The sequence below is a fragment of the Pseudomonas sp. W3I7 genome (genome assembly GCF_030816095.1).
Classification (GTDB): Bacteria; Pseudomonadota; Gammaproteobacteria; order Pseudomonadales; family Pseudomonadaceae; genus Aquipseudomonas; species Aquipseudomonas salomonii.
Map to the genome: position 1 here is coordinate 3,492,926 of NZ_JAUSXP010000001.1, position 24,660 is coordinate 3,517,585.

Annotated in this window: 12 protein-coding genes, 1 pseudogene and 2 riboswitches; of the genes and pseudogenes, 6 read left to right on the forward strand and 7 right to left on the reverse strand. The window is 61.9% G+C overall.

What is annotated here, in order from left to right; genetic code table 11:
* Positions 1-97: 97 nt before the first annotated feature.
* The 4 genes and pseudogenes from QF043_RS16125 to cobW form a co-directional block, all read right to left on the reverse strand.
* Positions 98-700 carry a VWA domain-containing protein gene (locus QF043_RS16125; RefSeq protein ID WP_307421414.1) on the reverse strand — a complete coding sequence of 201 codons (603 nt, stop codon included), beginning with the start codon at positions 698-700 and terminating at the stop codon, positions 98-100.
* A 53-nt stretch (positions 701-753) separates the two neighbouring features.
* Positions 754-1,752 carry an ATP-binding protein gene (locus QF043_RS16130; protein WP_307419321.1) on the reverse strand — a complete coding sequence of 333 codons (999 nt, stop codon included), beginning with the start codon at positions 1,750-1,752 and terminating at the stop codon, positions 754-756.
* Positions 1,752-5,513 carry a cobaltochelatase subunit CobN gene (gene cobN, locus QF043_RS16135; RefSeq protein ID WP_307419322.1) on the reverse strand — a complete coding sequence of 1,254 codons (3,762 nt, stop codon included), beginning with the start codon at positions 5,511-5,513 and terminating at the stop codon, positions 1,752-1,754. The genes QF043_RS16130 and cobN overlap by 1 nt, the downstream gene beginning before the upstream one ends.
* A 3-nt stretch (positions 5,514-5,516) precedes the next feature.
* Positions 5,517-6,569: pseudogene (gene cobW / locus QF043_RS16140) on the reverse strand (cobalamin biosynthesis protein CobW); the annotation flags it as partial.
* 109 nt (positions 6,570-6,678) lie between these two features.
* Positions 6,679-6,879: riboswitch (cobalamin riboswitch) on the reverse strand.
* Between the two features lie 160 nt (positions 6,880-7,039).
* Between cobW and QF043_RS16145 the strand changes: the two are divergent.
* From QF043_RS16145 to cobM, 5 genes are all read left to right on the forward strand, one after another.
* Positions 7,040-7,717 carry a hypothetical protein gene (locus QF043_RS16145; protein WP_307419323.1) on the forward strand — a complete coding sequence of 226 codons (678 nt, stop codon included), beginning with the start codon at positions 7,040-7,042 and terminating at the stop codon, positions 7,715-7,717.
* An 85-nt stretch (positions 7,718-7,802) separates the two neighbouring features.
* A riboswitch (cobalamin riboswitch) is annotated at positions 7,803-8,021 on the forward strand.
* A gap of 95 nt (positions 8,022-8,116) precedes the next feature.
* Positions 8,117-8,305 (forward strand): CbtB-domain containing protein, encoded by a 189-nt coding sequence (locus QF043_RS16150; RefSeq protein ID WP_056859468.1) that lies wholly within the window; start codon positions 8,117-8,119, stop codon positions 8,303-8,305.
* Positions 8,306-8,316: 11 nt separating this feature from the next.
* Positions 8,317-9,018 carry a CbtA family protein gene (locus QF043_RS16155; protein ID WP_307419324.1) on the forward strand — a complete coding sequence of 234 codons (702 nt, stop codon included), beginning with the start codon at positions 8,317-8,319 and terminating at the stop codon, positions 9,016-9,018.
* Positions 9,015-9,407 carry a cobalamin biosynthesis protein gene (locus QF043_RS16160; RefSeq protein WP_305459496.1) on the forward strand — a complete coding sequence of 131 codons (393 nt, stop codon included), beginning with the start codon at positions 9,015-9,017 and terminating at the stop codon, positions 9,405-9,407. Before QF043_RS16155 ends, QF043_RS16160 begins: the two co-directional genes overlap by 4 nt.
* A gap of 69 nt (positions 9,408-9,476) precedes the next feature.
* The gene (cobM, locus tag QF043_RS16165; protein WP_307419325.1) at positions 9,477-10,223 is read left to right on the forward strand and encodes a precorrin-4 C(11)-methyltransferase; all 747 of its coding nucleotides are present in this window, start codon (positions 9,477-9,479) and stop codon (positions 10,221-10,223) included.
* 208 nt (positions 10,224-10,431) lie between these two features.
* Here cobM and nfuA read toward each other — a convergent pair whose 3' ends face one another.
* Together nfuA and QF043_RS16175 are read right to left on the reverse strand one after the other, a co-directional pair.
* Positions 10,432-11,016 carry a Fe-S biogenesis protein NfuA gene (gene nfuA, locus QF043_RS16170; protein WP_017136914.1) on the reverse strand — a complete coding sequence of 195 codons (585 nt, stop codon included), beginning with the start codon at positions 11,014-11,016 and terminating at the stop codon, positions 10,432-10,434.
* A 94-nt stretch (positions 11,017-11,110) separates the two neighbouring features.
* Positions 11,111-13,402 (reverse strand): fatty acid cis/trans isomerase, encoded by a 2,292-nt coding sequence (locus tag QF043_RS16175; RefSeq protein WP_307419327.1) that lies wholly within the window; start codon positions 13,400-13,402, stop codon positions 11,111-11,113.
* A gap of 165 nt (positions 13,403-13,567) precedes the next feature.
* Here QF043_RS16175 and metH point away from each other — a divergent pair, with 165 nt between their 5' ends.
* A complete protein-coding gene (gene metH / locus QF043_RS16180; protein ID WP_307419328.1) occupies positions 13,568-17,278 on the forward strand; it encodes a methionine synthase in 3,711 nt (1,236 codons plus the stop codon).
* Between the two features lie 43 nt (positions 17,279-17,321).
* Here the strand turns inward: metH and QF043_RS16185 are convergent, their stop codons facing one another.
* On the reverse strand, positions 17,322-24,572 hold the full coding sequence (locus QF043_RS16185; protein ID WP_307419329.1) for an NEL-type E3 ubiquitin ligase domain-containing protein: 7,251 nt from the start codon (positions 24,570-24,572) through the stop codon (positions 17,322-17,324).
* Between the last annotated feature and the right edge of the window lie 88 nt (positions 24,573-24,660).

Below are 24,660 nucleotides of genomic sequence, written 5' to 3' on the forward strand. Positions count from 1 at the left end.
TTCCGGCAGGCTTGGAAAATTAAGGGATTTGGCAGGCAGGGGGTGACATGGGAAGCGGGGACAAGCGGGAATCAGGCAAGGTTCAGTTTTATTAAGCCTACAGGCTATCGATAGGCCGATAGTCCAGTTGCAGCTCAAGCGCCAGCTGCTTCGCGCGGCCTAGCCTGATCGGGCCGCGCTCGATATCCACCAGCAATCCAGGGCAATCGAGCACAGGCAACCCGGCGATAGCCTTGAGCCGCCCATCGGTAATCACCAGCAGCCGTTGCTGCTCGGCCGGGTAACGCTGGCGGCGCGCTTGCAGCCATTGGCCGGCTTCAGACAACGCCGCCAGCAACGGCGTGCCGCCACCGGCGCCCAGCTGCGCCAACCAGCGGGTCAAGCCTTTGGCGGCCTTGAGCCCTTGCACCTGCCATTCAGGCGCGTGCCCGCTGGCGCTCAATAACGCCAGGCGCGCCCGCTGCCGGTAGGCGTCATCAAACAGTTGGGCGAGCAGGCCTTTGGCGTCGCTCAGCGCGCCATGGCGGCGGGTGGACGCCGAGGCATCGACAATCACCAGCCACAGCTCATGGCTCGCGCGGCTGCGCAGGTGATAGAGCAGATCCTCACGGCACTGCGGGCGGCCACCGAGCAAGGTGCCCGGCCAATTGATCGCGCCACGCTGGGCGCTGCGCGCCTTGCCGTGCCTGCCGTGTTCCAGTCGCCCTGCCTTGGGCCGGGCATCCGCCCCCGCGTCAGGTCGAGGGCGAATGCCTAGGGCTTTTTTGGCCAGGCGGGTACTTCGCGGCGGGCGCCCGTGGGCAATGCCGGCGCGGGCATATCGCCCCACTGGCCCTGACCGGGTGACGGGTCAGACGGTTTTGCGGCCTGGCCTTGATCGGGCGGGCTTGTCGACGGCGACTGCGGTTGGCGGCGATGACGCAAGGCGAACTCGGCCACCGCTTCGATATCTTCCTCGGCGATGGCAGCCGCGCCGCGCCAGGCAGCATGGGCGCGGGCGCCGCGCAACCAGACCAGGTCGGCGCGCAGGCCATCGACACCGGCGGCAAAACAACGCTCGGTGATCTGCGCCAAGGCCTGGTCATCCAGTGCAATGCTGTCGAGCCGCTGGCGCGCCTGGGTGCAACGCTCACGCAGCGCCGCCTGTGGTTCGGCCCACTGGCTGCAGAACGCCGTCGGGTCGCTGTCGAAATCCAGGCGGCGCCGGATGATTTGCCCACGCTCGCTGGGCAAGGTCTGCCCGCCGAGCGCCACATTGAAGCCGAAGCGGTCGAGCAGTTGCGGGCGCAACTCACCCTCCTCCGGGTTCATGGTGCCGATCAGCACAAAACGCGCCGAATGGCGATGGGAGATACCATCGCGTTCGATCAGGTTGGTGCCGCTGGCAGCCACATCCAGCAGCAGGTCAACCAGATGATCAGGCAGCAAGTTGACTTCATCGACATACAACACGCCGCCATCGGCCTTGGCCAATACACCGGGAGAAAACTGCGCGCGGCCTTCGCCCAGCGCGGCATCCAGGTCCAGGGTGCCGACCAGGCGCTCTTCGGTGGCGCCCAATGGCAGGGTGACGAACTGGCCACTGGCGAGCAGGTCCGCAAGGCCACGCGCCAGTGTGGATTTGGCCATGCCGCGTGGGCCTTCGATCAGCACGCCGCCGATTTTCGGGTCGATGGCGGTCAGGCACAGCGCCAGTTTCAGCTCATCGGCGCCGACCACGGCGGACAGCGGGAAATGGGGGATATCGGTCATCAGCTGTCTTCTTCTATGTCCAGCAACAGGTTTTCCAACGCCTCGCGGTACGCGCCCGGCTCCTGCCACAGGCCGCGCTGCTGGGCTTCGAGCATGCGCTCGGTCATGTCGCGCAGTGCCGCCGGGTTGTGCTGCTGCACAAAGGCGCGGGTGTCGGCGTCGAGCAGGTAAGCGTCGGCAAGCAAGGCGTATTGGTGATCGTCGATCAGCGCAGTGGTGGCGTCGAATGCGAACAAATTGTCTACCGTGGCCGCCATCTCGAATGCGCCTTTATAACCGTGGCGTTTCACGCCGTCGATCCACTTGGGGTTGGCGGCACGGGAGCGGATCACCCGGTTGAGCTCTTCCTTCAAGGTGCGGATCTTCGGCAAGTCCGGCTGGCTGTGGTCGCCATGGTAGCTGGCGGCCTTGTCGCCACTCAGGGTTTCCACGGCGGCGAGCATGCCACCCTGGAATTGGTAGTAATCGTTGGAATCGAGCAGGTCGTGTTCGCGGTTGTCCTGGTTGTGCAAAACCGCCTGTACCTGGCTCAAGCGCTGGGCGAATTGTTCGCGGGCAGCGGTGCCTTCATCGGCACCCCCATAGGCGTAGCCGCCCCAGTTCAGGTAGACCTCGGCCAAGTCTTCGCGGCTTTGCCACAGTCGACCATCAATCGCGCCCTGTACGCCCGCGCCATAGGCACCGGGTTTGGCGCCAAAGATGCGCCAGCCCGCCTGCTTCGCAGCCGCCGCTTCGTCCAGGCCCGACTTGAGCAACGCTTCACGCTCACTGCGCACCTTGGCCGCCAGCGGGTTCATGTCGTCCGGCTCATCCAGCGCCGCCACCGCCTGCACCGCCGCGTCGAACAGGCGGATCAGGTTGGCAAAGGCATCGCGGAAGAACCCGGACACGCGCAACGTCACATCCACCCGTGGGCGATCCAACAGGCTGATCGGCAGGATTTCAAAGTCATCCACGCGCTGGCTGCCCGTGGCCCATACCGGGCGCACGCCCATCAGCGCCATGGCCTGGGCGATATCATCGCCGCCGGTGCGCATGGTGGCGGTGCCCCAGACAGAGAGACCGAGCTGGCGCAAATGGTCGCCATGGTCTTGCAAGTGCCGCTCAAGGATCAGGTTGGCGGATTGAAAACCGATGCGCCAGGCCGTGGTGGTGGGCAGGTTGCGCACATCCACGCTGAAGAAATTACGCCCGGTGGGCAGCACGTCGAGGCGCCCGCGACTTGGTGCGCCGCTGGGGCCAGCGGGTACGAAACGACCACTGAGCGCATCCAGCAAGCCGCGCATTTCGGCGGGGCCGCAGGCGTCCAGGCGCGGCGCGACAACAATGCGCAGGCTCTCGATGACTGACTTGACGTCCTCCCAGCCGGGCTCTTCAAGCTGTTCCAGCGGCCCTTCCAGTGCTTGCTCGATCAGCCGCGCGGCAAACAGCTCCAGACGTTCACGGGTGTCACCGGCGGTGCGCCACAGCTGCGCGTCGATCTTCTGCAACACCTCGGGCCGGCGCCCGGTCCAGGGCTCGGACAGGGCACAATCGAGTGGGTCGAAACCCAGGTCGAAGGCTTTGGCCAACACCCGTAGCAGGCTCGATTGCGGGCCACGTCCATCGCCACGGGGAATACGCAGCAAGGCCAGCAAGGTGTCGATGCGCAGGCGGCCTTCGGGCGACTCGCCAAAGATATGCAGGCCGTCGCGGATCTGCGACTCCTTCAAGTCACACAGGTAGGTGTCCAGGCGCGGCAGCCAGACTGCCGCGTCGGCGTCGTTGTCCAGCTCAAGTTCCTGGTCGATACGGGTTTCGCGTACCAGCTTGAGAATGTCTTTTTGCAGCTCGAGGGCGCGGCGTGGGTCGAGCAACTGCGCTTCGTAATATTCGTCTGCCAAGAGCTCCAGGTTACGCAGCGGGCCGTAGGTTTCGGCGCGGGTCAGCGGCGGCATCAAGTGGTCGATGATCACCGCCTGGGTGCGGCGCTTGGCCTGGGCGCCCTCGCCTGGGTCATTGACAATAAACGGGTAGATATTCGGCAATGGCCCGAGCAGCGCATCCGGCCAGCACTGTTGCGACAGCCCGACCCCCTTGCCCGGCAGCCATTCAAGGTTGCCATGCTTGCCCACATGGATCACGGCATGGGCGCCGTAGGTGTGGCGCAACCAGAAGTAGAACGCCAGGTAGCCATGGGGTGGCACCAGGTCGGGGTCGTGGTACACCGCGCTGTGGTCCACCTGATAACCGCGTGCCGGCTGAATGCCGACAAAGGTCAGGCCCAGGCGCAGTCCGGCGATCATCATGCGCCCGTCGCGGCACATCGGGTCGGTGTGCGGCGCGCCCCAGCGTTCCAGCACCGCCAGGCGATTGGGGTCGGGCAAGCGCTGGAACATCGCCTCGTAGTCGTCCAGGCCCAGGCTTTGATGGCACGGGCGCAGGTCGAGGCTGTCGAGGTCGTTGGTGACGCCGCCAAGCAACTCATGGATCAAGGCCGTGCCGCTGGCGGGCAACTCACTCGGTACCGGGTAACCTTCGGCTTGCAGCGCCCGCAGGATATTCAGTGCCGCCGCCGGCGTGTCCAGGCCGACGCCATTGCCGATGCGGCCGTCGCGGGTCGGGTAATTGGCCAGAATCAGCGCGATGCGTTTATCGGCATTCGGCACTCGCGCCAGTTCCACCCAACGCCGCGCCAGTTCAGCGACAAAATCCATGCGCTCGGGCGCTGCGCGGTAGCACACCACATCGGATTGGCTGCGCTCGCTGCGCCAGGCTAAGTCTTTAAAGCTGATGGGACGGCTGATAATGCGCCCGTCCAGCTCCGGCAAGGCGATGTGCATGGCCAGGTCACGCGGGCCAAGGCCCTGTTCACTGGCCTCCCAGCCGGGCTGGTTGTCCTGGGCGCAGATCGCCTGGATCACCGGGATGTTGCGGCGAAACGGCCGCAGGTGTGGGGCTTCCGGGCTGGATTGGGCAAAGCCGGTGGTGTTCAAGATCACCGCCGCCTGCACTTCATCGAGCAGGTCCTCGACCACCGTCAGGCAGCCGGGCTCTTTCAAACTGGCCACCGCCATCGGCAACGGGTTAAGACCCGCCGCCTGCAAGCGTTGGCAGAACACGTCGATAAAACCGGTATTGGCCGCCTGCAAGTGCGAGCGGTAGAACAACACCGCCGCCACCGGCCAGTCGGCGTGCCAATCGGCCTGCCAGTCGTTCAGCCGTGGGTGGGGTTTATGCGGGTGATAAATCGCCGTGCGCGCCAGGGTTCGCGGCTCGGCCCAGGTGTAGTCGCGGCCCAGGTGGCTGCTGGCCAGGCAACGATAAAAATCCAGCGCATTGCCCAAACCGCCCTGGCGCAGAAAGTGCCAGAGGCGGTCGCGCTCAGCCATGCCCACGGTGCTTAAGCCGCTGAGCTCCGGGTCGGGGCGATCGTCGCCCGGCACCAGAATCAACTGCACGCCGCGCTCGGCCAATTCCACCAGACGCTCAATGCCGTAACGCCAATAACCGATGCCACCGTGCAGCGAAATCAGGATGACCTTGGCGTGGCGCAGCACCTCGTCGACGTAGAGGTCGACCGAGGCGTGGTTTTGCACCTGCATGGGGTTGGCCAGGCGAAAGCTGGGGTAGTCGTCGGGCAACTGCTGGCCGGCCTCGGCCAACAGTGCCAGGCTGGAATCACCGCTGCACAGGATCACCAGCTCGGCGGGGGTTTGGCCCAAGTCGGCAATATTGTCGTCCGAAACGAAACCACCCGGCTGAGTCCTGAGCAGGTGCATGGGTTAAACGCTGAGCGCTGCGCGCAATTGCGCTTCGAGGCCCGCCGCGTCCAGCGCCTGGCCGATCAGCACCAGGCGAGTGATGCGCGCTTCGTCGGCGCCCCAGGCGCGGTCGAAATGCTTGTCGAAACGCGTGCCCACACCCTGGATCAGCAGGCGCATCGGCTTGTTCGGGATCGCCGCAAAGCCTTTGACGCGCAGGATGCCGTGCTGCACCACCAACTGGGTCAGGGCGTCGAGCAGCAGCGCTTCGTCGGCTTGCGGCAGGTCGATGGAGATGGAGTCGAATGCATCGTGATCGTGGTCATGATCGTCTTCACCGTCATGGTGATGATCGTGGTGGCTGTGGCGGCCGTCGATGTGTTCTTCGGAACCGGCGCCCAGGCCGATCAGCACGTCCAACGGCAAGCGACCGCTGCTGGCTTCGACGATTTTCACCGCCGGTGGCAGTTCCTCGGCGACTTCCAGGCGCACGCGGGCCAGGTCTTCGGCGCTGATCAGGTCGGATTTGTTGAGGATCACCAGGTCGGCGCTGGCCAGTTGGTCGGCGAACAACTCGTGCAGCGGCGATTCGTGGTCCAGGTTCGGGTCGAGTTTGCGCTGGGCGTCAACCTGGTCCGGGAAAGCGGCGAAAGTGCCGGCGGCCACGGCCGGGCTGTCGACCACGGTGATGACTGCGTCAACCGTGCAGGCGCTGCGGATTTCCGGCCACTGGAAGGCTTGCACCAGCGGTTTTGGCAGGGCCAGGCCCGAGGTTTCGATAAGGATATGGTCGAGGTCGCCGCGACGAGCCACCAGCTCGCGCATCACCGGGAAGAATTCTTCCTGCACGGTGCAGCACAGGCAGCCGTTGGCCAGTTCGTAAACGCGGCCGTTGGCCTCTTCTTCGGTGCAACCGATGGAGCACTGCTTGAGGATTTCACCGTCGATGCCCAACTCGCCGAACTCATTGACGATCACCGCAATGCGACGGCCTTGGGCGTTGTCGAGCATATGGCGCAGCAAGGTGGTTTTACCCGAGCCGAGGAAGCCGGTAACGATGGTGACGGGAAGTTGGTTTGGCCAGTGTTTTCATCGGATGCCCTTTGGGGCGGGCATACGGGACGATGGCCCTGCGACGGCGCGCAGCAGCGGATTTCGTCACCGGATCACCCCGCCCGGTTAAGTAGAAAATCAGTTGCGAGGCAGGTCTCCTGGCTTGGGGCTTGCGAGTCGGGTGACTCGCGCTGGCTGCGCCTTCCCGCCGTTATGGCAGTGGCGTGGCAGTCAGCTGAACCCTTCACAGTTGCGGGGGCAGCCGCGGCTTGGACCGCGTTCCCTTCTTAGCTTCGGCGTGGGCCGAAGAACCTCGAAGGTGCAAGGCTACGCAGTGCGGGGAAGCGGGTCAATGTTGATTGATAAAGGGACCGGGGCGCTCGCCGTGAGGCGCGATGAAACAAATCCAAATATATAAACGGAATGCTCCGGGAACGCATTTAACGAATTGGACATATATAAAAAGACCTCATCACACAATGGAGATAACCATGACGCTCTCAATCCCCCCGTATGTTAATTCACACTTGCCCGTCCCTTCCCTTAACCAGCAAGCAGCGCCAACGACTGCAGGGTGGACAAAGCCTGTTGACCAACTCCAGCCCCGGGAACTGGCGCAAGCACTCCAAACCTATTTTGATGCCATGAGCGATCCGCGTTTTACCGAGACCATTACCAAAGAGTCCCTTCAGCGAGTAGCAGATGGACTACCGCTGCACGGAGTGCGCCCAACACAAAGTCAGATCGAAATTGCTCAGGAAGTATTGAAGCGCAAAGACCTGTTCGAGCAGCTGGACCTCAACAGCGGTAAAAATGGTCAGATCAGCCGAGACGATCTCGCGACTGAGACCGGTGAATTCCACCTCCTGAGTGACCGGGCGCTGATAGCCCTGGTCGGCAAAAACTTCAATGAGTACGGCGCAGGCGACAAATATGTGAATTTCACTGAGTTACGCGAAGCCGCCGGTGAACTGCCAAGCGCCAACACATTCAGTCCCCAAGCAAGGGGAGTCGCTCAGGAACTGCTCAAACGCAAAGAGTTGCTTGACCGCTTGGATATTGGCGTGGGCTTTCTGGGGTTCTCAGGCAAACAAGACCAGCGCTTCGATCAGCGCAACGTTGAGTACACACGCACTCACAGCTCGCCCGAATTTCATTACCCAGACTGATTGATTTGCCCAACGGGTTGACGGTGGCACCCGAACTTCGAGAGGCGCCAACCACTATTTGACGCCTATCACCCGCCCATGCTTTCCTACACATCTTGTTTCGGGTGCCCTTCACAGGGTGAAACGGGAAACCGGTGAGTCATAGCGTGATGACGAGTCCGGTGCTGCCCCCGCAACGGTAAGCGAGCGAAGCGTCAAATCCACTGTGCCTGTGCATGGGAAGGAGATGCTTGATACGGCCCAGCTCTTTTCCCAAGAGCGCCCCTCGCAAGCCCGGAGACCGGCCCGAAAAAATCAGATAACAAACCCGCGGTGGGCGGGCGCTGTTTGAACCCTGCGTGCCTGGCTCGCGGGGTTTTCATGCGCCTGCGTCACCCTGAACCCCTGAAGGGACGCGCCATGTCGATCATCAGCAGCACTTCGCACACCGCCAGCAGCACCGCCACCTTGAGCCAACGCCTGGGCGCCGCCATCGGCGCGTCGATCCTCGGCGCATGCCTGGTGTACTTCGCCGGTTTCTCGCATATCGAAGCGGTGCACAACGCCGCCCACGATACCCGCCACAGCGCCGCGTTCCCGTGCCACTGAGACCTGCCGACATGATCAAGCGTATTGCTCAAACCGCAGGTTTCACCGGCCTGCTGGCCGCCCTGTTGCTGACCCTGCTGCAAAGTTTCTGGGTCGCCCCGCTGATTTTGCAGGCGGAAACCTTTGAAAAGGCCCCGGTTGCCGAAGTCGCGCACGAACACACCGCCGGGGCCGCAGCCCACACCCACGACGCCGAAGCCTGGGAGCCGGAAAATGGCTGGCAGCGTGTGCTGTCGACCACCGGTGGCAACCTGGTGGTCGCGGTGGGTTTCGCGCTGATGCTTGCCGGTCTCTATACCTTGCGCGCGCCGACCCGCACGGCTCAAGGGTTGCTCTGGGGTTTGGCCGGCTATGCGACGTTTGTACTGGCGCCGACCCTGGGCTTGCCGCCGGAGTTGCCGGGCACGGCTGCCGCCGACCTGGCGCAACGGCAGATCTGGTGGATCGGCACCGCGGCCTCTACCGCTGCGGGTATCGCACTGCTGGTGTTTGGGCGTAGCTGGCTGCTCAAGGTGCTGGGCGTGGCGATCCTGGCCGTGCCCCACGTGATCGGCGCGCCACAACCGCAAGTGCATTCGATGCTGGCACCCGAAGCCCTGGAAGCGCAGTTCAAGATCGCCTCGCAACTGACCAACGTCGCCTTCTGGCTGGCCTTGGGCTGGATCAGCGCGTGGCTGTTTCGCCGCAACCGCGACGGCCAATACTCGGCATGACGCTGGTGGTCGGCCTGGGTTGCCAGCGTGGCTGTGATGTTCACACCCTGCTTGGCCTGCTTGACGCAGCCCTCGCCGACGGCGGCATTGATCGCCAACGCATCACCGCGTTGGCGAGCATTGATCACAAACAGGCTGAACCCGGCCTGCTGGCCCTGGCCCGGTTGCTGGAACTGCCCTTGCAGTGTTTCAGTGCAGAACAATTGGCCGGTTATGAAGACCGCTTGAGCCACAAGTCAGCCGTCGCATTTGCGCATACCGGTTGCTACGGCATCGCCGAAAGCGCGGCCCTGGCCCTGGCTGAACAGCTGTCCCAACGCCCCGCTCGCCTGTTGATCACGCGCAAAAAAACCGCCCAGGCGACGTTTGCATTGGCGTGCGCCGACTGAAATCCCGATAATTGCGCTCCTCGATCATGAGCAACTTTCATGCTCGCCCGTTTTTCAACAGGAACTCCCATGACCGTCTACTTTATCGGCGCAGGCCCCGGCGACCCGGAATTGATCACCGTCAAGGGCCAGCGGCTGATCCGCAGTTGCCCGGTGATCATCTACGCCGGCTCCCTGGTGCCGGCGGCGGTACTGCAAGGTCATCAGGCCGAACAGGTGGTCAACAGCGCCCAATTGCACCTGGAGCAGATCATTGAGCTGATCAAGACAGCCCACGCCAACGGCCAGGATGTGGCCCGCGTACACTCCGGCGACCCGAGCCTGTATGGCGCGATTGGCGAGCAGATCCGTTATTTGCGTGAGTTGGGCATCCCCTTCCAGATCATCCCTGGGGTGACGGCGGTGTCGGCGTGCGCAGCGTTGCTGGAGACAGAGCTGACGTTGCCGGACATCGCCCAGAGTGTGATCCTGACCCGTTATGCCGATAAAACCAGCATGCCGGCCGGTGAGGCGTTCGACAGCTTGGCGCAACACGGCACAACGATGGCGATTCACCTGGGGGTCAACCATCTGCAGAAGATCGTCGCCGAACTGCTGCCGCACTACGGCGCGGACTGCCCGATTGCCGTGGTGCACCGCGCGACGTGGCCGGATCAGGATTGGGTGGTGGGCACGTTGGCGGATATTGCCGCGAAGGTGGCGGCCAAAGGGTTTCGGCGGACGGCGTTGATTGTGGTGGGCCGGGTGTTGGCCAGTGATGGTTTCAGCGAGTCTTCGCTGTATCGGGCGGGGCATGCTCACCTTTACCGCCCCTGAAGAAACGCGGTCAAACTGTGGGAGCGGGCTTGCTCGCGAATGCAGTGGGTCAGTCAGCACAACTTTAACTGACCCAGCGCATTCGCGAGCAAGCCCGCTCCCACAGTTAATATTTCTTGTTAGATAAATCGCGTAAGACACTGAATTTTAAGCATAAAAAAACGGCGCTCACGGGGCGCCGTTTTTTTATTCGCAGTGAACACCTTACTCAGTAGTAGGCGTTTTCTTTCTGCGTGTGGTCGGTCACGTCACGTACGCCCTTGAGCTCCGGGATACGTTCGAGCAAGGTGCGCTCGATGCCCTCACGCAAGGTCACGTCCGCCTGGCCGCAGCCTTGGCAGCCGCCGCCGAACTTGAGCACGGCAATACCGTCTTCGACCACATCGATCAAGCTGACCTGACCGCCGTGGCTGGCAAGCCCCGGGTTGATCTCGGTTTGCAGGTAGTAGTTGATGCGCTCGTTGACCGGGCTGTCGGCGTTGACGTTCGGCACCTTGGCGTTGGGCGCCTTGATGGTCAACTGGCCGCCCATGCGATCGGTGGCGTAGTCGACCACGGCGTCGTCGAGGAAGGCTTCGCTGAAGTTGTCGATGTACGCGGTGAAGCTTTTAAGCCCCAGGGCGGTGTCTTCAGGTTTCTCTTCCCCAGGCTTGCAGTAGGCGATGCAAGTCTCGGCGTACTGGGTGCCGGGCTGGGTAATAAAGACGCGGATGCCAATGCCTGGGGTGTTCTGCTTGGACAGCAGGTCAGCCAGGTAATCGTGGGCGGCGTCGGTAATGGTTATGGCAGTCATGGAAACTCCTCACAGGCTTGCCGGCAGTTTACGCCAAAATATTACGCAGGTACAAAGTCCGAGTAATTTTGTCGGAAAAGACCCAACCACCGCATCAAAGATTTTCATAGCGATTCATATCCAGCACACCTTCTTCCACCGGCGTCGTCTCGCGGATGTACTGCGACAGGTCGTGAAAGTAGTGCCAGAACAGCGGATGACTGCGCCGCACACCCCACCGATCAACAATCTTCTCGAACCGCCTGGCGTCCTTGGCGTTTTCCATTTCCGTCACAAATGCCGGCACTTCCTGCGCCGGGATGTTGAAGATGAAGTTCGGATAGCTGCTAAGCACACCCGGATAGATCGTCACCGTATCCAACCCCGGCTGATAGCGATAAGCCTCGCCCAGCAGGAACGCCACATTGCTGTGCGCGCGGTTACGCAGCAGGCTGTAAACCACGCGCTTGCCGCTGGCGGTCTCGATACGCAGCATGGTTGCCTCAGGTAACTGATCAATCACCTTGAGCCCCGCCGCCGGGCGTGATGTCAGCTGGCTCAATGCCTGCTCCGCGTCCTGCAACGCTGGGTCGATACCCTCGCGCGAGCAGTAAGCGCCCGTGCAGCGGTTGATCGGATCCGGGCTGGCATTCAAGTCGCCGTAACGCGTCAGTAACTGGTTGGCAAAGTCACGTTTCGGGTGTTTTTCATCCAGATGCAAGCCGCTTGGCTTGTCGTCGTCAATCGCCTCGTAGTCCAGCCACAGCTTGAGCTTGCCGCTGTTCTGGTACCAATCGTCCATAAAGTCATCGCGGGTATCGGCCGGCATCAGGCGCAGGAAGTTCTGCTCGGCGCCGTTGCGGATCAGGTCAAAATACAGCCGGGTCTGGGCCTGGTGCGACACATTGCCGAACACATCGAAATTCACCGCCAACTGGTAATAGGTGCGCTCCAGCAGCGGATAGTCGAACAACCACATCGTCTGCGGCACTTCGCCAATCAAGCCTTTGGTCACCGCAGCACTGTCGAAATGCCGGAAAATCGTCAGCAAGGCATTGTCATTCCCCGCCCACAAGGTCGACCAACTCGGCGGCGGCACGTCCGCGTAGCTGTCTCGGCGCAAGGCTTCGTACTGGTTGCGCTTGTCGCGATAGGCCAGCCACAGGCTGAGCACGCTGCCCACGTCATCGTTCTGCCCCGGCATCGCCAGCAGCGGCGTGGCCTGGCCGCGATAGCGTGCATCGGTGATGTACAGGTCATGGTCCGGGTCCTGGAACAGGGTCCAGAAGTTGTCGCGGATCACATCCGTGGCGATCTGCCCACGGCAGACCGGCCCGCGAATAAAGGTGCGCACAAAATACTCGGCGTTATCGAGCATGAACTGGTAGCGCGCCTTGGCCGGGATGGCTTCGAAGGTCTCGAACGGGTTGGCACGGCGACCAGGGCCATAGCCCGGCAAGGCACTCACCTGCCAGTCGCCGGAATAGAACAGGTCTTTGATACGCAGCATTTTCGCCGCACTGAATGGGTAAGTGATGTGGGTTTTATGCACGATCACGCCCTGCACCGGCCACAGGCGGTAATACACCTGGGTACCGGGGTCATCATTGGGGCGACGGGTGGCGATCAGGTCGATGGGCTGGCCACTGGGCGTGCGCGAACGCACCCACTGGAAGAAATGCCCCGGCTCGCCGTTTTCAAAGTAGATATGCGCCAGGTACAAATGCTCGTACAACCAGCGAGCCACCAGGCTTTCGCGAGCGCCGGGCTGGTTGAACAGGTGCTCCCACTGTTGCACTTGCAAGGCTTCCCTGGCACTCGGCGCCAGGCCTTGTTCATCAATCGGTGCACCGGAGGCGAGCCAGCGCTGCAAGGTCTGGTATTGCTGGTCGGTGAGGCCGGTGACCGCCAAGGGCATGCCTTCCTTGGGATGGCTGCCGGCATAGGCGTTGAACTCGCCGGGCATGGCACACATGTTTTGGCGGTTGAGGCCCAACACGATCTCGTCGGGTAACTTGGCGTTGGGTTGCAGCGGTGCGTTATGCCCAAGTTCCAGCATGCGCGCCATCAACGCGGCCTGGCTGCCTTGGGCGTCGAGTACCGAATAGAAGCCTTTTTGCTGCCAGGCCTGCTTACCGAACGCGTCGTAGAACAAACGCGTGGTCGGTGTGGCCTGGCTGCGCTCGCCGTCATACACCGGGGTTTTGCTCGCACCACGGGCCGCGCCCTCGGCGCTGCCCAGGTTCAATTGGCACGCGGAGTCGTAGCAGGCATGGCAGGCCACGCACTTTTCGGTGAAGATCGGCTGGATGTCGCGGGTATAGGAAATCGCCGGGGCGGGTCCGTTGGCCTGTGCAATGCAGGCGACCAGCGCCAGGACGGCGCTGGTGAGTAGGCGAAGTGACATGTATCCGGTCCCGATTCAATGCGTGCGCTAATAAGTGCCGGAGAGTCTACCGGGCCAAGGCCCACCCCAACATGAACGATATTCATGCAAAACCACGACATGCTCTAAATCGGCACAGGTTTGCTATGATTCACGCCCTCCGAAATGCCTGACCAGAGTAGCCCCATGTCCGACCGTAGCGTTCGTCTGCAAGCCCTTCATCAAGCCCTCAAGGACCGTATCCTGATCCTCGATGGCGGTATGGGCACGATGATCCAGAGCTACAAGCTCGAAGAGCAGGATTATCGCGGCAAACGCTTTGCTGACTGGCCCAGTGACGTCAAAGGCAATAACGACCTGCTGATTCTCACCCGCCCGGACGTGATCGGCGGCATCGAAAAGGCCTACCTGGATGCCGGCGCCGACATTCTGGAAACCAACACCTTCAACGCCACGCGTATCTCCATGGCCGATTACGGCATGGAAGAACTGGCCTATGAACTCAACGTCGAAGGCGCCCGCCTGGCGCGCAAGGTCGCCGATGCCAAGACCCTGGAGAACCCGGCCAAGCCGCGTTTTGTTGCCGGCGTGCTCGGCCCGACCAGCCGCACCTGCTCGCTGTCGCCGGACGTGAACAACCCCGGCTACCGCAACGTGACCTTCGATGAACTGGTGGAAAACTACACCGAGGCCACCAAAGGCCTGATCGAAGGCGGCGCCGACCTGATCCTGATCGAGACCATCTTTGACACGCTCAACGCCAAAGCCGCGATCTTCGCCGTGCAAGGTGTGTTCGAAGAACTGAATACTGAACTGCCGATCATGATCTCCGGCACCATCACCGACGCTTCCGGCCGTACCCTGTCGGGCCAGACCACCGAAGCGTTCTGGAACTCGGTGGCGCACGCCAAGCCGATTTCGGTGGGCCTCAACTGCGCCTTGGGCGCCAGCGAACTGCGCCCGTACCTGGAAGAACTGTCGAACAAGGCCAACACCCACGTGTCGGCGCACCCCAACGCCGGCCTGCCCAACGAGTTCGGCGAGTACGACGAGCTGCCGTCACAAACCGCCAAGGTCATCGAAGAGTTTGCCCAGAGCGGGTTCCTCAACATCGTCGGCGGTTGCTGCGGCACCACGCCGGGCCACATTGAGGCCATCGCCAAGGCCGTGGCCGGTTACGCGCCACGCGTAATCCCGGACATTCCCAAGGCTTGCCGCCTGTCGGGCCTGGAGCCGTTCACCATTGATCGCAGCTCGTTGTTCGTCAACGTCGGCGAGCGTACCAACATCACCGGTTCCGCCAAGTTCGCCCGCCTGATCCGTGAAGACAACTACACCGAAGCCCTGGAAGTCGCCCTGCAGCAGGTGGAAGCCGGCGCCCAGGTGATCGATATCAACATGGATGAAGGCATGTTGGATTCGAAGAAGGCCATGGTCACCTTCCTCAATCTGATTGCCGGCGAGCCGGACATCTCCCGTGTGCCGATCATGATCGACTCCTCCAAGTGGGAAGTGATCGAAGCCGGCCTCAAGTGCATCCAGGGCAAGGGCATCGTCAACTCGATCAGCATGAAGGAAGGCGTCGAGCAGTTCATTCACCACGCCAAACTGTGCAAGCGTTATGGCGCGGCGGTGGTGGTGATGGCGTTCGACGAAGCCGGCCAGGCCGACACCGAGGCGCGCAAGAAAGAAATCTGCAAGCGCTCCTACGACATCCTGGTCAATGAAGTGGGCTTCCCGCCGGAAGACATCATCTTCGACCCGAACATCTTCGCGGTCGCCACCGGTATCGAAGAGCACAACAACTACGCTGTCGATTTTATCAACGCCTGCGCCTATATCCGCGACGAACTGCCGTATGCGCTGACCTCGGGTGGCGTGTCCAACGTGTCGTTCTCGTTCCGTGGCAACAACCCGGTGCGTGAGGCGATCCACTCGGTGTTCCTGCTGTATGCGATCCGCAACGGCCTGACCATGGGTATCGTCAACGCCGGCCAACTGGAGATCTACGACCAGATCCCGGCCGAGCTGCGTGACGCAGTGGAAGACGTGGTGCTTAACCGCACGCCGGAAGGCACCGACGCCCTCCTCGCCATCGCCGACAAGTACAAGGGCGACGGCAGCGTCAAGGAAGCCGAGACCGAAGAATGGCGTGGCTGGGACGTCAACAAGCGTCTGGAACACGCGCTGGTCAAGGGCATCACCACCCATATCGTCGAAGACACCGAAGAATCGCGGCAGTCGTTCGCACGCCCGATCGAAGTGATCGAAGGCCCGCTGATGTCGGGCATGAACATCGTTGGCGACCTGTTTGGCGCCGGTAAAATGTTCCTGCCTCAGGTGGTCAAATCCGCCCGTGTAATGAAGCAGGCAGTGGCCCACTTGATCCCGTTCATCGAACTGGAAAAAGGCGACAAGCCGGAAGCCAAGGGCAAGATCCTGATGGCCACGGTGAAGGGCGACGTGCACGACATCGGCAAGAACATCGTCGGTGTGGTGCTCGGTTGCAACGGCTATGACATCGTGGACCTGGGCGTGATGGTGCCTGCGGAAAAAATCCTGCAAGTGGCCAAGGAACAGAAGTGCGACATCATCGGCCTGTCCGGGCTGATCACACCGTCATTGGATGAAATGGTGCACGTGGCCCGCGAGATGCAGCGCCAGGACTTCCACCTGCCCTTGATGATCGGTGGCGCCACCACCTCCAAGGCGCACACGGCGGTGAAGATCGAGCCCAAGTACAGCAATGACGCGGTGATCTACGTCACCGACGCCTCGCGCGCAGTGGGTGTGGCCACGCAGCTGCTGTCCAAGGAGTTGAAGGCCGGATTCGTCGAAAAGACCCGCCTGGAATACATCGACGTGCGCGAGCGCACCTCAAACCGCAGTGCCCGCACTGAGCGCCTGAGCTACCCGGCCGCCATCGCCAAGAAGCCGCAGTTCGACTGGAGCAGCTACACGCCGGTCAAGCCGACGTTTACTGGCGCCAGGGTGCTGGACAATATCGATCTCAGGGTGCTGGCCGAATACATCGACTGGACGCCGTTCTTTATTTCCTGGGACCTGGCCGGCAAGTTCCCGCGCATCCTTGAAGACGAGGTGGTCGGTGAAGCCGCCACTGCGCTGTACGCCGATGCCCAGGAAATGCTCAACAAGCTGATCGACGAAAAGCTCATCAGCGCCCGCGCCGTGTTCGGTTTCTGGCCGAGCAACCAGGTGCAGGACGATGACCTGGAAGTCTACGGTGACGACGGCCAGCCGATTGCCAAACTGCATCACCTGCGCCAGCAGATCATCAAGACCGACGGCAAGCCCAACTTCTCCCTGGCCGACTTCGTGGCGCCCAAGGACAGCGGCATAACCGACTACATCGGCGGTTTCATCACCACCGCAGGTATCGGCGCCGAAGAAGTCGCCAAGGCGTATCAGGACGCTGGCGACGACTACAACTCGATCATGGTCAAGGCCCTGGCCGACCGTTTGGCCGAAGCCTGCGCCGAATGGCTGCACCAGCAGGTGCGTAAGGAACACTGGGGCTACGCCCAGGACGAACAGCTGGATAACGAGGCGCTGATCAAAGAGCAATACAGCGGCATCCGCCCTGCCCCGGGCTACCCGGCATGCCCGGATCACACCGAGAAAGCCCAACTGTTTCAACTGCTGGACCCTGAAGCCCGTGAAATGCACGCCGGGCGCAGTGGTGTATTTCTCACCGAGCACTACGCCATGTTCCCCGCGGCGGCAGTCAGCGGCTGGTACTTCGCCCATCCCCAGGCGCAGTACTTTGCCGTGGGCAAGGTCGACAAGGACCAGGTCGCCAGCTACACCGCACGCAAAGGCCAAGCGCTCAGCGTGACCGAGCGCTGGTTGGCGCCGAACCTGGGGTATGACAACTGAGCCAAACCCCGACCACCAGGCTCGGCGCGCTCAGGGCTGCGACTCAGGGGCGCCAGGACGGGCCGGGCTGGGGTGACGACGGTGCGGGCGGTTGCGTGCCCGCTAACCGTTGTATCTCTGCCCGGGACAGCTCCATGCGTTTCTGGGTGCGGGCGGCGGCGCGTTCGATTTCCAACTGGCCTATGGCTTCGTTGTAGCGTGCCATGCTCTGGGCATCGCCCCGATCGCTGTGCGCGTCTTCCAAGGCTTCATAACGGCGTGCCAACTCGTCCTCAAGGGCCTCGAACTGTTCGGCGTAACGCTCATCCAGGTAACGCAACCAGTACTCACGTTGAATCAGGGTTTCGACAAACGCATCGGTCTGTTCAGCGGCCAGGATCTGTGCGCGTAACTGTGCCTGTAGCTCGCCACTGATCGGGCTCGCGAACGCCATGTAGGCCGGCTGCCCGGGCAGTTCCAGGCCATCGGGCCAGTTGCGGGTCAAGCCGATCCGGTAACTCAAGCGCACCTCGGCCCGGTCCAGGCCGACTGCGGCGGCCTCGGCCAGTTGATCGGCCCTGCTCAACCGGAACAACTGCCTCGACAGGTTCAGCAGCGCCCGGCCCCTGAGGTCGAGCCGTTGCTGTGGAATATCGCGCAAGGCGCGGTACTCGAACACCCGCACTTCCATCTCGCTGAACGTAAGGATGCGGCCATCGATACAGGTGCCGTGGGTTTCAGCTTCGATGAACAGGGTGCCGCGCAGCTCGGCATTTTCGACGGCCCCCGCGATAACGTCCCAAACCCGTTGCGTGAGGCTCGGGCGGTTGAGGTTGAATTCCGAGGTCAGGCGCAACAGCGAAATGAGGTGGAAAAACCGATCATGATCTTGCGCCTGCGCCAGTTGTTTCCACATCGCCGCTCGTTGTGTCGCCAATGCCGTAGAGGTATTGGCCAGCCAGGGATCAAGTGCCAGCTGCGCGGTATTTTGCAGGGGGTTTTCAATGCTCTCTGCCGGCAGGTAGCCGGCGTCCGGATCACTGTCATCGTCGTCAGAGCTGGAGCCCGAATCAGGATCGGAGTCGGTATCCGGGGCCGATTCAGGGTCAGACCCTTCAAAATTGCGGCGATGGGCGCGGTCGAGTTCCGCTCGCGAAAAGCCCATGACCCTATCGACCTGGTGCTCCCTGGCGTAGTTACGCATGTGTTCAAGCGCTGGCGCGGCCAGGTTATGGTTATCGGACAGGTCGGTACCCGATACCAAGCGGTCGTGTGCGCCACCGAGCAGCGTCAGCGGGAAAGATTCCAGTGCATTACCGCTCAGGTTCAGCCGGGCCAGGTGCTCAGACTCCAACGCGCCGTCGGGCCAGCTCTGGACGTCGTTGTAGCTCAAATCCAAGCTCTCCAGGCGACTGAAGTCCCGCATATCAAAGGCCTGCAGGTTGTTGTGGCTCAAGTCCAGCCAACGCAAACGTTCACTGCGCAGTTGAGCAGGCAACGACGGCACCTGCGTGAAGGCGTTAGCGGTCAGTTCCAGACGTTCAAGCTGCTCCATGCGTTGGACGGCTTCGGGCAGCGCGGTCAGGTCGTTGCCACTGAGGATCAACCGGTTCAATTGCGAAAAGGCGGCTAAAAACCCGTTGCTGCCCTCGGCCGTCAGCTTGACCGCCGTCAGGTTGAGGCTGCGCACATGGGAAAATGCCACGCTGAGCGCGGGCAGGTCGCCAGGCTGCGTCATCTGCAGGTCCAAGGTCTCGACCTCGGCACCCGGGCGCCCTTCTACCACCGCTTTCACCCAGGATTCGCGGATCGCCTTGGCCGGGGCTTGTCGCTTCAGACTGTCGAGACCATCGCTGCTAAAGCGCGCCTGGCGGGTAAACAACCAACCATTCAACTCACGCGTCAGCACGTCGTGAGTCTGGTGCCACTGGGCGACCTGTGTCTCGATTTGCGTGGCGCTCAGGCCACTCTCGCGCAGTTGCCCAACCCGGGCCATGGCTTGCTCTTGCGTCAAGCGCGGGCTTAACGCCCTTATGGCATTTTCCGGAACGCCGGCAAAGCCCCCACTGTCCAGCGGCAAGGGCAACAAGAAGTGGGCTATGGACGCTGACGTCTGTTTGGGAGGAAACACCAAGGGTTCCTGATCCAGCGCAAACCGACTCAGCGCCCCCTCAGGCAAGCCCTTGGCCGCCTCGATCCGGCGCCGCGCCGCATCGAGTAATGTCGCGCCTGCGGCGCTCAGCGGGTTGCCTGCCAACTCAGTGCGCATCAACACATCCGACTCGTCAGAGGCAAGGGGCGCAAGGCTCGTCAATGGGTTGTCACGCAAGTCCAGGCAAGACAAATGCTCAAGGTGTTCAGCACCCTGTGGCCATTCGCGCAGCATCGAGCCGCGCAGGTTCAGCGCCGTCAGGTGGCTCAGCGCGCTGACGTCGAGGGTGCCCAATTGGTTATATTGCAGGCTCAACACGTGTAGCCGGTTCAACCCATTCAATTGAGCCTGCACTGCCGGGGTCATTACGATCTGGTTATCGGACAAGTCCAGGTGCGTCAACTCCGGCAGGATGTCCGCATTGATCGGCACGTCGGTGAGGTGACCGAAGCGCAGTTCAAGGCTTCGCACACCGGCGAACGCCTGGAAGAAGCCCTGCATCTGCTCGGCAGGTACATTCTGCAACCACTTCACCGTCAAGGTTTTCACATGGAAAAAGGTGCCGGCCGGCAACACCGGCAATTCGCGGATTTTTTCCATGACCAAGGGATCGGTCGATGACAAGTGCGGATCCGGCAGTTCAAACATCGAAATGTCGATATCGGTCGGCAGGCCATAGCGTTGGCAAACCGCCCCGCGCCAGTTTTTTTCCAGCAACGCCAGGATGCTTGCATTATGCCCGCTCTTCCAGCGCGCCCGCGCAAAGCGCACCCTGAACCCAGGGACCACAGCGGGTTCGTAGAACTGCTTGAAAATACCGAGGTATTCTTCACGCAATGCTTGCACGGCATTCATCCGCGTTTGTGGCGTGTTCCACAGGCCCATGATCATGTCAGTCATGCGCCGCCCCCTATGCGCTTCGCCCATCAGCAGGCCCAATTCGCCGCGCCCAAACCCTCTGACCATCTCGTCCAGGCTCGCCAGGTGTGGCCCGAACACCCCTGCATAGTTCTTGACGTGCTCGTAGGCAGGCTTGAAGTCTTCATAGCTGAACATCGACCAGTCCAGCGACAAGCCACTCCACAACCGCTCGTAACCGGTATAGAGCTCGGCAGGCAGCGTCGCAATAGTGGTCTGGGCCAGGTCCAGCCGCTCCAGAAGCGGCAGTTTCTGCACATAGGCAGGCCATTGCATTGGCACGTTGGGCGCGACGATCTTCAAGCGTTTCAAGCCCTGCAGGGGGCTTAAATCCAGGCCGTTGAGCACTTGGCCGTCGTAGGCTAAATAGCCGATCTCCAGGTGTTCAAGGCCGGCCAGTGCCGCCAGTTGTGGCGACAACTGCGCGCTCAAGCGATGTGCATCGAAGCTGACTGCCAGATGCTTGAGCCCTTTGAACTGCGCCAACACCTGGGGCACACGGGTCAACCTCGGGCTGGCCTGCGTGGACTCTACGGCGGGGATGTAGGGTGCCCGTAAGGTCAGTTTTTCGAGAGCAGGAAACTGGCTCAGAAACCCATCGATATTGGTGTCATGCAGGGCCGTGCCGATGACCGATAACTCACGCACATATGAAAAGTTCGCCGCCAGTGGCGGCAACGGTTCATTGAGGGTCAATGCCAAGGCATCGGCACTCGGTACTTTCCCGGCCAGACAGGAACGGCCCCAGCTTCGCTTGAGCGCTTCCCCGGCGATGAAATTGCTCTGACGATTGGCCACCGACGAACGATTGACCCAATGATTGAGCACGTCATGCAGCGCCTGGCGTTCTTCAAACAACGCTTTCAACTTGCTGACGATCGCCCGGGCATCGTTCCCCGCCCGTACCCACTCAAGGAAAAGTGCATTGATCTGTACGTCATCCAGATCCGGATAGATTCTGCGCATCTGATGAGCCAGCAGCGGGCTCACACTCGGTCCTCGTCCACTGGCCTGATAGCCCACCAGCGTGTCATTGATGCGCACCGGCGCCTTGAACCAGGGCGTTTTCGGCGCAAGCCATGCCGAGGCCTCCAGGCGATATGCATCGGCTTGCTCGATGAGTTTGCGTTGCAAGGCCGGGTGCTGGCTGACCTGTGGCACCCCCAGGCTCTGGCGCGCCTCATCGGGCAAGGCATGCATCACCGAGGCATAGAAGTTGTCGCCCTCCAGCGCCAGGCTGTTAAGCGCTTCCCCGCGCTCATCGAACGCCTGATAGCTGGGGCCGTGTTTGACCAGGTATTTTTTCTGCGGCGCGGCGGGCGCACCAATACTGTCAAGCAGCTCGCCTTGGATGTTGGTGCTGCGCACTTCCAGGCGCAACGTTTGCGGCCAGCCGGGGAGTGTCTCCAGGGTATGCAGCGCCAACCGCCTGCTGTCGGCCGGCGCAATCACCTCGCTGCGCAGCCCGGCATAGGCACGTGCCACGCGCCCTTGCCGCGCATACCACCGCGCTTCTTCGAGCATGTTCAAAGGTACCCGCGAGGTGCTGACCAGCCGTTCAAGCTCATCACCACCGGCGTGGTCGAGCACGGTTTGCGCCGCTGTCTTGCTGAGCCCCGGGCAGGTGCGTTGCAGCAGCCGAATACGCTTGTCCAACGGTTCAGTCCCCGCGTAGATGCTGTCGAAAATCGCCGGCCGGCGCTGGCGCGCATAATCAGCAAGCTTACGGATGAACGCGCGGTTTCTTGCGTCGGGACTCCGGGGCGCTTGTGTACCGAACAACTGCATCACTTCCGACTCGTCCAGCGCCGACAGAATGCGCGCGGTCACCTCACCGCCGAGAATGTCGTTGCGGCCCACCTTGATCGTCGGTTTAGCGCCAACGCCCTTGGGCGAGCGACGAACACCATATTTGACTGACCGGCCAAAGGCACCAGCGCCTTCGAACACTTCCAGCACGCGCCCCAGTGGCCATCCGGGCATCTCCACGATCAACGGCAGCGCATACAAATACAGGTCATCTATCCCACGGGTGCCCTCCAGTTGCTCGATCACCCGCGCCGCGTCTGCATCCGCCTTGAACAGGCGCATCGCATCCGCAAGCTCGGGAGGCGCAACCGTGTGATCCATATGCATCTTGCGCAGCGTATTGTCGCTGACGCCGCTGACATCTGCGATCTTGATCAACTCCTGATCAGTGAACGCCTCGGTTTCATGCCCCATGCGCCGCAACAGCGTCAGCCGATCCCACTCCAGCGGGCGCTCCAGGGTATGCCGCCAGGCGCCGTGACCGTTGTGTTCAAGCAGCGGTTGGTAAGCCTCGGTGTCAGTCGGATGCTTGATCCGCCATTTCTGCACCTGCGCATCGAAGTATTGCTCGTAGACCTGGGTGCCTTGGCGAATATAGGTCTTGCCCTCTTTAACGTACTGCCCCAGGGCGTTAGGGTATGCGGCGCGGTCCAGGGTCACCGGGTGCTCATAACGGCTAAGGCTTGGCCTCCATAGTCGAACCTGGCCATCGGGCCGCGTGACCTCGCTCAGCGCTTCGATCACCGGTTCGGCCTTGGCCGCTTGCCAGCGGCTGACGCCCGCCCCCACACCGGCCATCACCGCGATCTGCGCCAGGTTCTCGGCCACATCAATCAAGTGTGCCTTGGCCGCCTGACGGTCGCCTTCGCCCCACTCAATCGCGCCTTCCAGGGTTTCGTAGAGCAACTGCCCAGCCATCACGCCCATCATGACTTCGCCCAGCACCGGCACGAACATCGACACCATGTTCAACCCCAGCATGCCGATTTCCAGCAGGTGCGCCAGCTTGGCGTCACGTGCCTTGGCATCCACGTCGGCAGTCGGCACGGCATGGGCGCGGGCATCGGCGATCACCTGCTCGCGGTGTTGCTCGTAGAAGTACTGCCAGGGGTCGATGTTCGCCGCCCAGATCCCTTTGCCACGCCGCGTGCGCGTCGAGGGGTCAAGGAACGGGTCGGGGTTGGGTTCAAGCCTGGCAGGCGCCTCGGGCGGTAACTCCTTGATGCCGGTGATGAAGTGCGGCGTGGTGAAATCCAGCAACTTCTTCCACGGCGAACGCCAGATATCGGTAGGTGAGTCGGCGGCTTTCCGGGTGAACTGGCTGAAGTAATAGGGCCGCTTGTCGTAGGGCACGAAGCGACTGAAGAACTGCTGGTACGGCGTCGGCGAGGAATCATTGGCCTTGGCCGGGTCGCGGGCGGTGAACAGGCGCTTGAACTCAGCCTGCATTTGCCGCCAGCGGTAGCGCTTGAGCGGATGCTCCGGGTCCTGGGGCACATAAATGATCAGCTCGTCCGGGTAGCTGTATTTCTTGCAGATCGAGAACACCATGCAACCGGTCATGCGCAACCGCATCAGGCCCAGGGTTCTGAACCAGACCTGTTTGTCGCCCATCCAGGGATGAATTTCACCCTCGATCACCGACAGCAGCATCCGGTGATCGGCCGGCTCGATATCCCCGGTCAACAGTGCCTGTTCGGCGGCAGCCCTGACGGCGGCCTTCTGATTGGCGATGAACTGGTCTCGCAGGGTGACTTGCGCGCTGGCATCTTCGGGGTAAAAAAACGCTTGCAGGTAGGTCTGGTATTTGGCACCGATATCAAGGTTTCGACACAGCGTCAAAAACTGGCTGACCTTCAGGTTGATCGCCACCGAGTGGTAGGTGCCGGAGCTGCCGGTGGCTTGCATGAACCCGGAGGTCTTGTGGTAAGCGCCCTCCTTGCACTCGTAGGCCTCGAAGTTGTGCAAGGCCGCCTCCAGCAGGGACAGTTTCAAAAACTCGAAATCCCCCGCCTCGACTTCGGCAATCCCCACCGCCAGCGGGCGGCGCAGGCACAACAGCGTTTTGTCGACATCGAGGTCCAGTCGGTACTGATCCTTCAGGGCGTTGAGCAGCAAGGGCCGGGCGAAGTCGTCGATGTCCTGGAAGGTGGCCATCGTGCGGTCCAGTTGCGTCTGGGTGGTGAAGTTGGCGAGGAAACGGCCGGTCACCTCGTTGCGCTGTTCAGGCGTAGCATTCGCAAGCCACGCCGGCATGCCCGTGCTGGCGTCCTTGAGCGCATGCTTGCGGGCCGGCGTCGCGTCGATCAGCCATTGCGGACTGCTGCGCTCCAGGAAATCACCGTGCAGGCTTTGCGTGGCGGCGAGTTTTTTTATTGGCTCAGGTGCGTCGTTTGCTGGCAGGGCCGGCGAGGAAGCCTGGGAGGAATCGTCCATCGTGTCACTCCTTTGAAATGGACTGACAGCACATCACGGCGCCCAGGGCGCCAGGCGGTGCATATATGACCTCGTGCGCGTTCGGGGC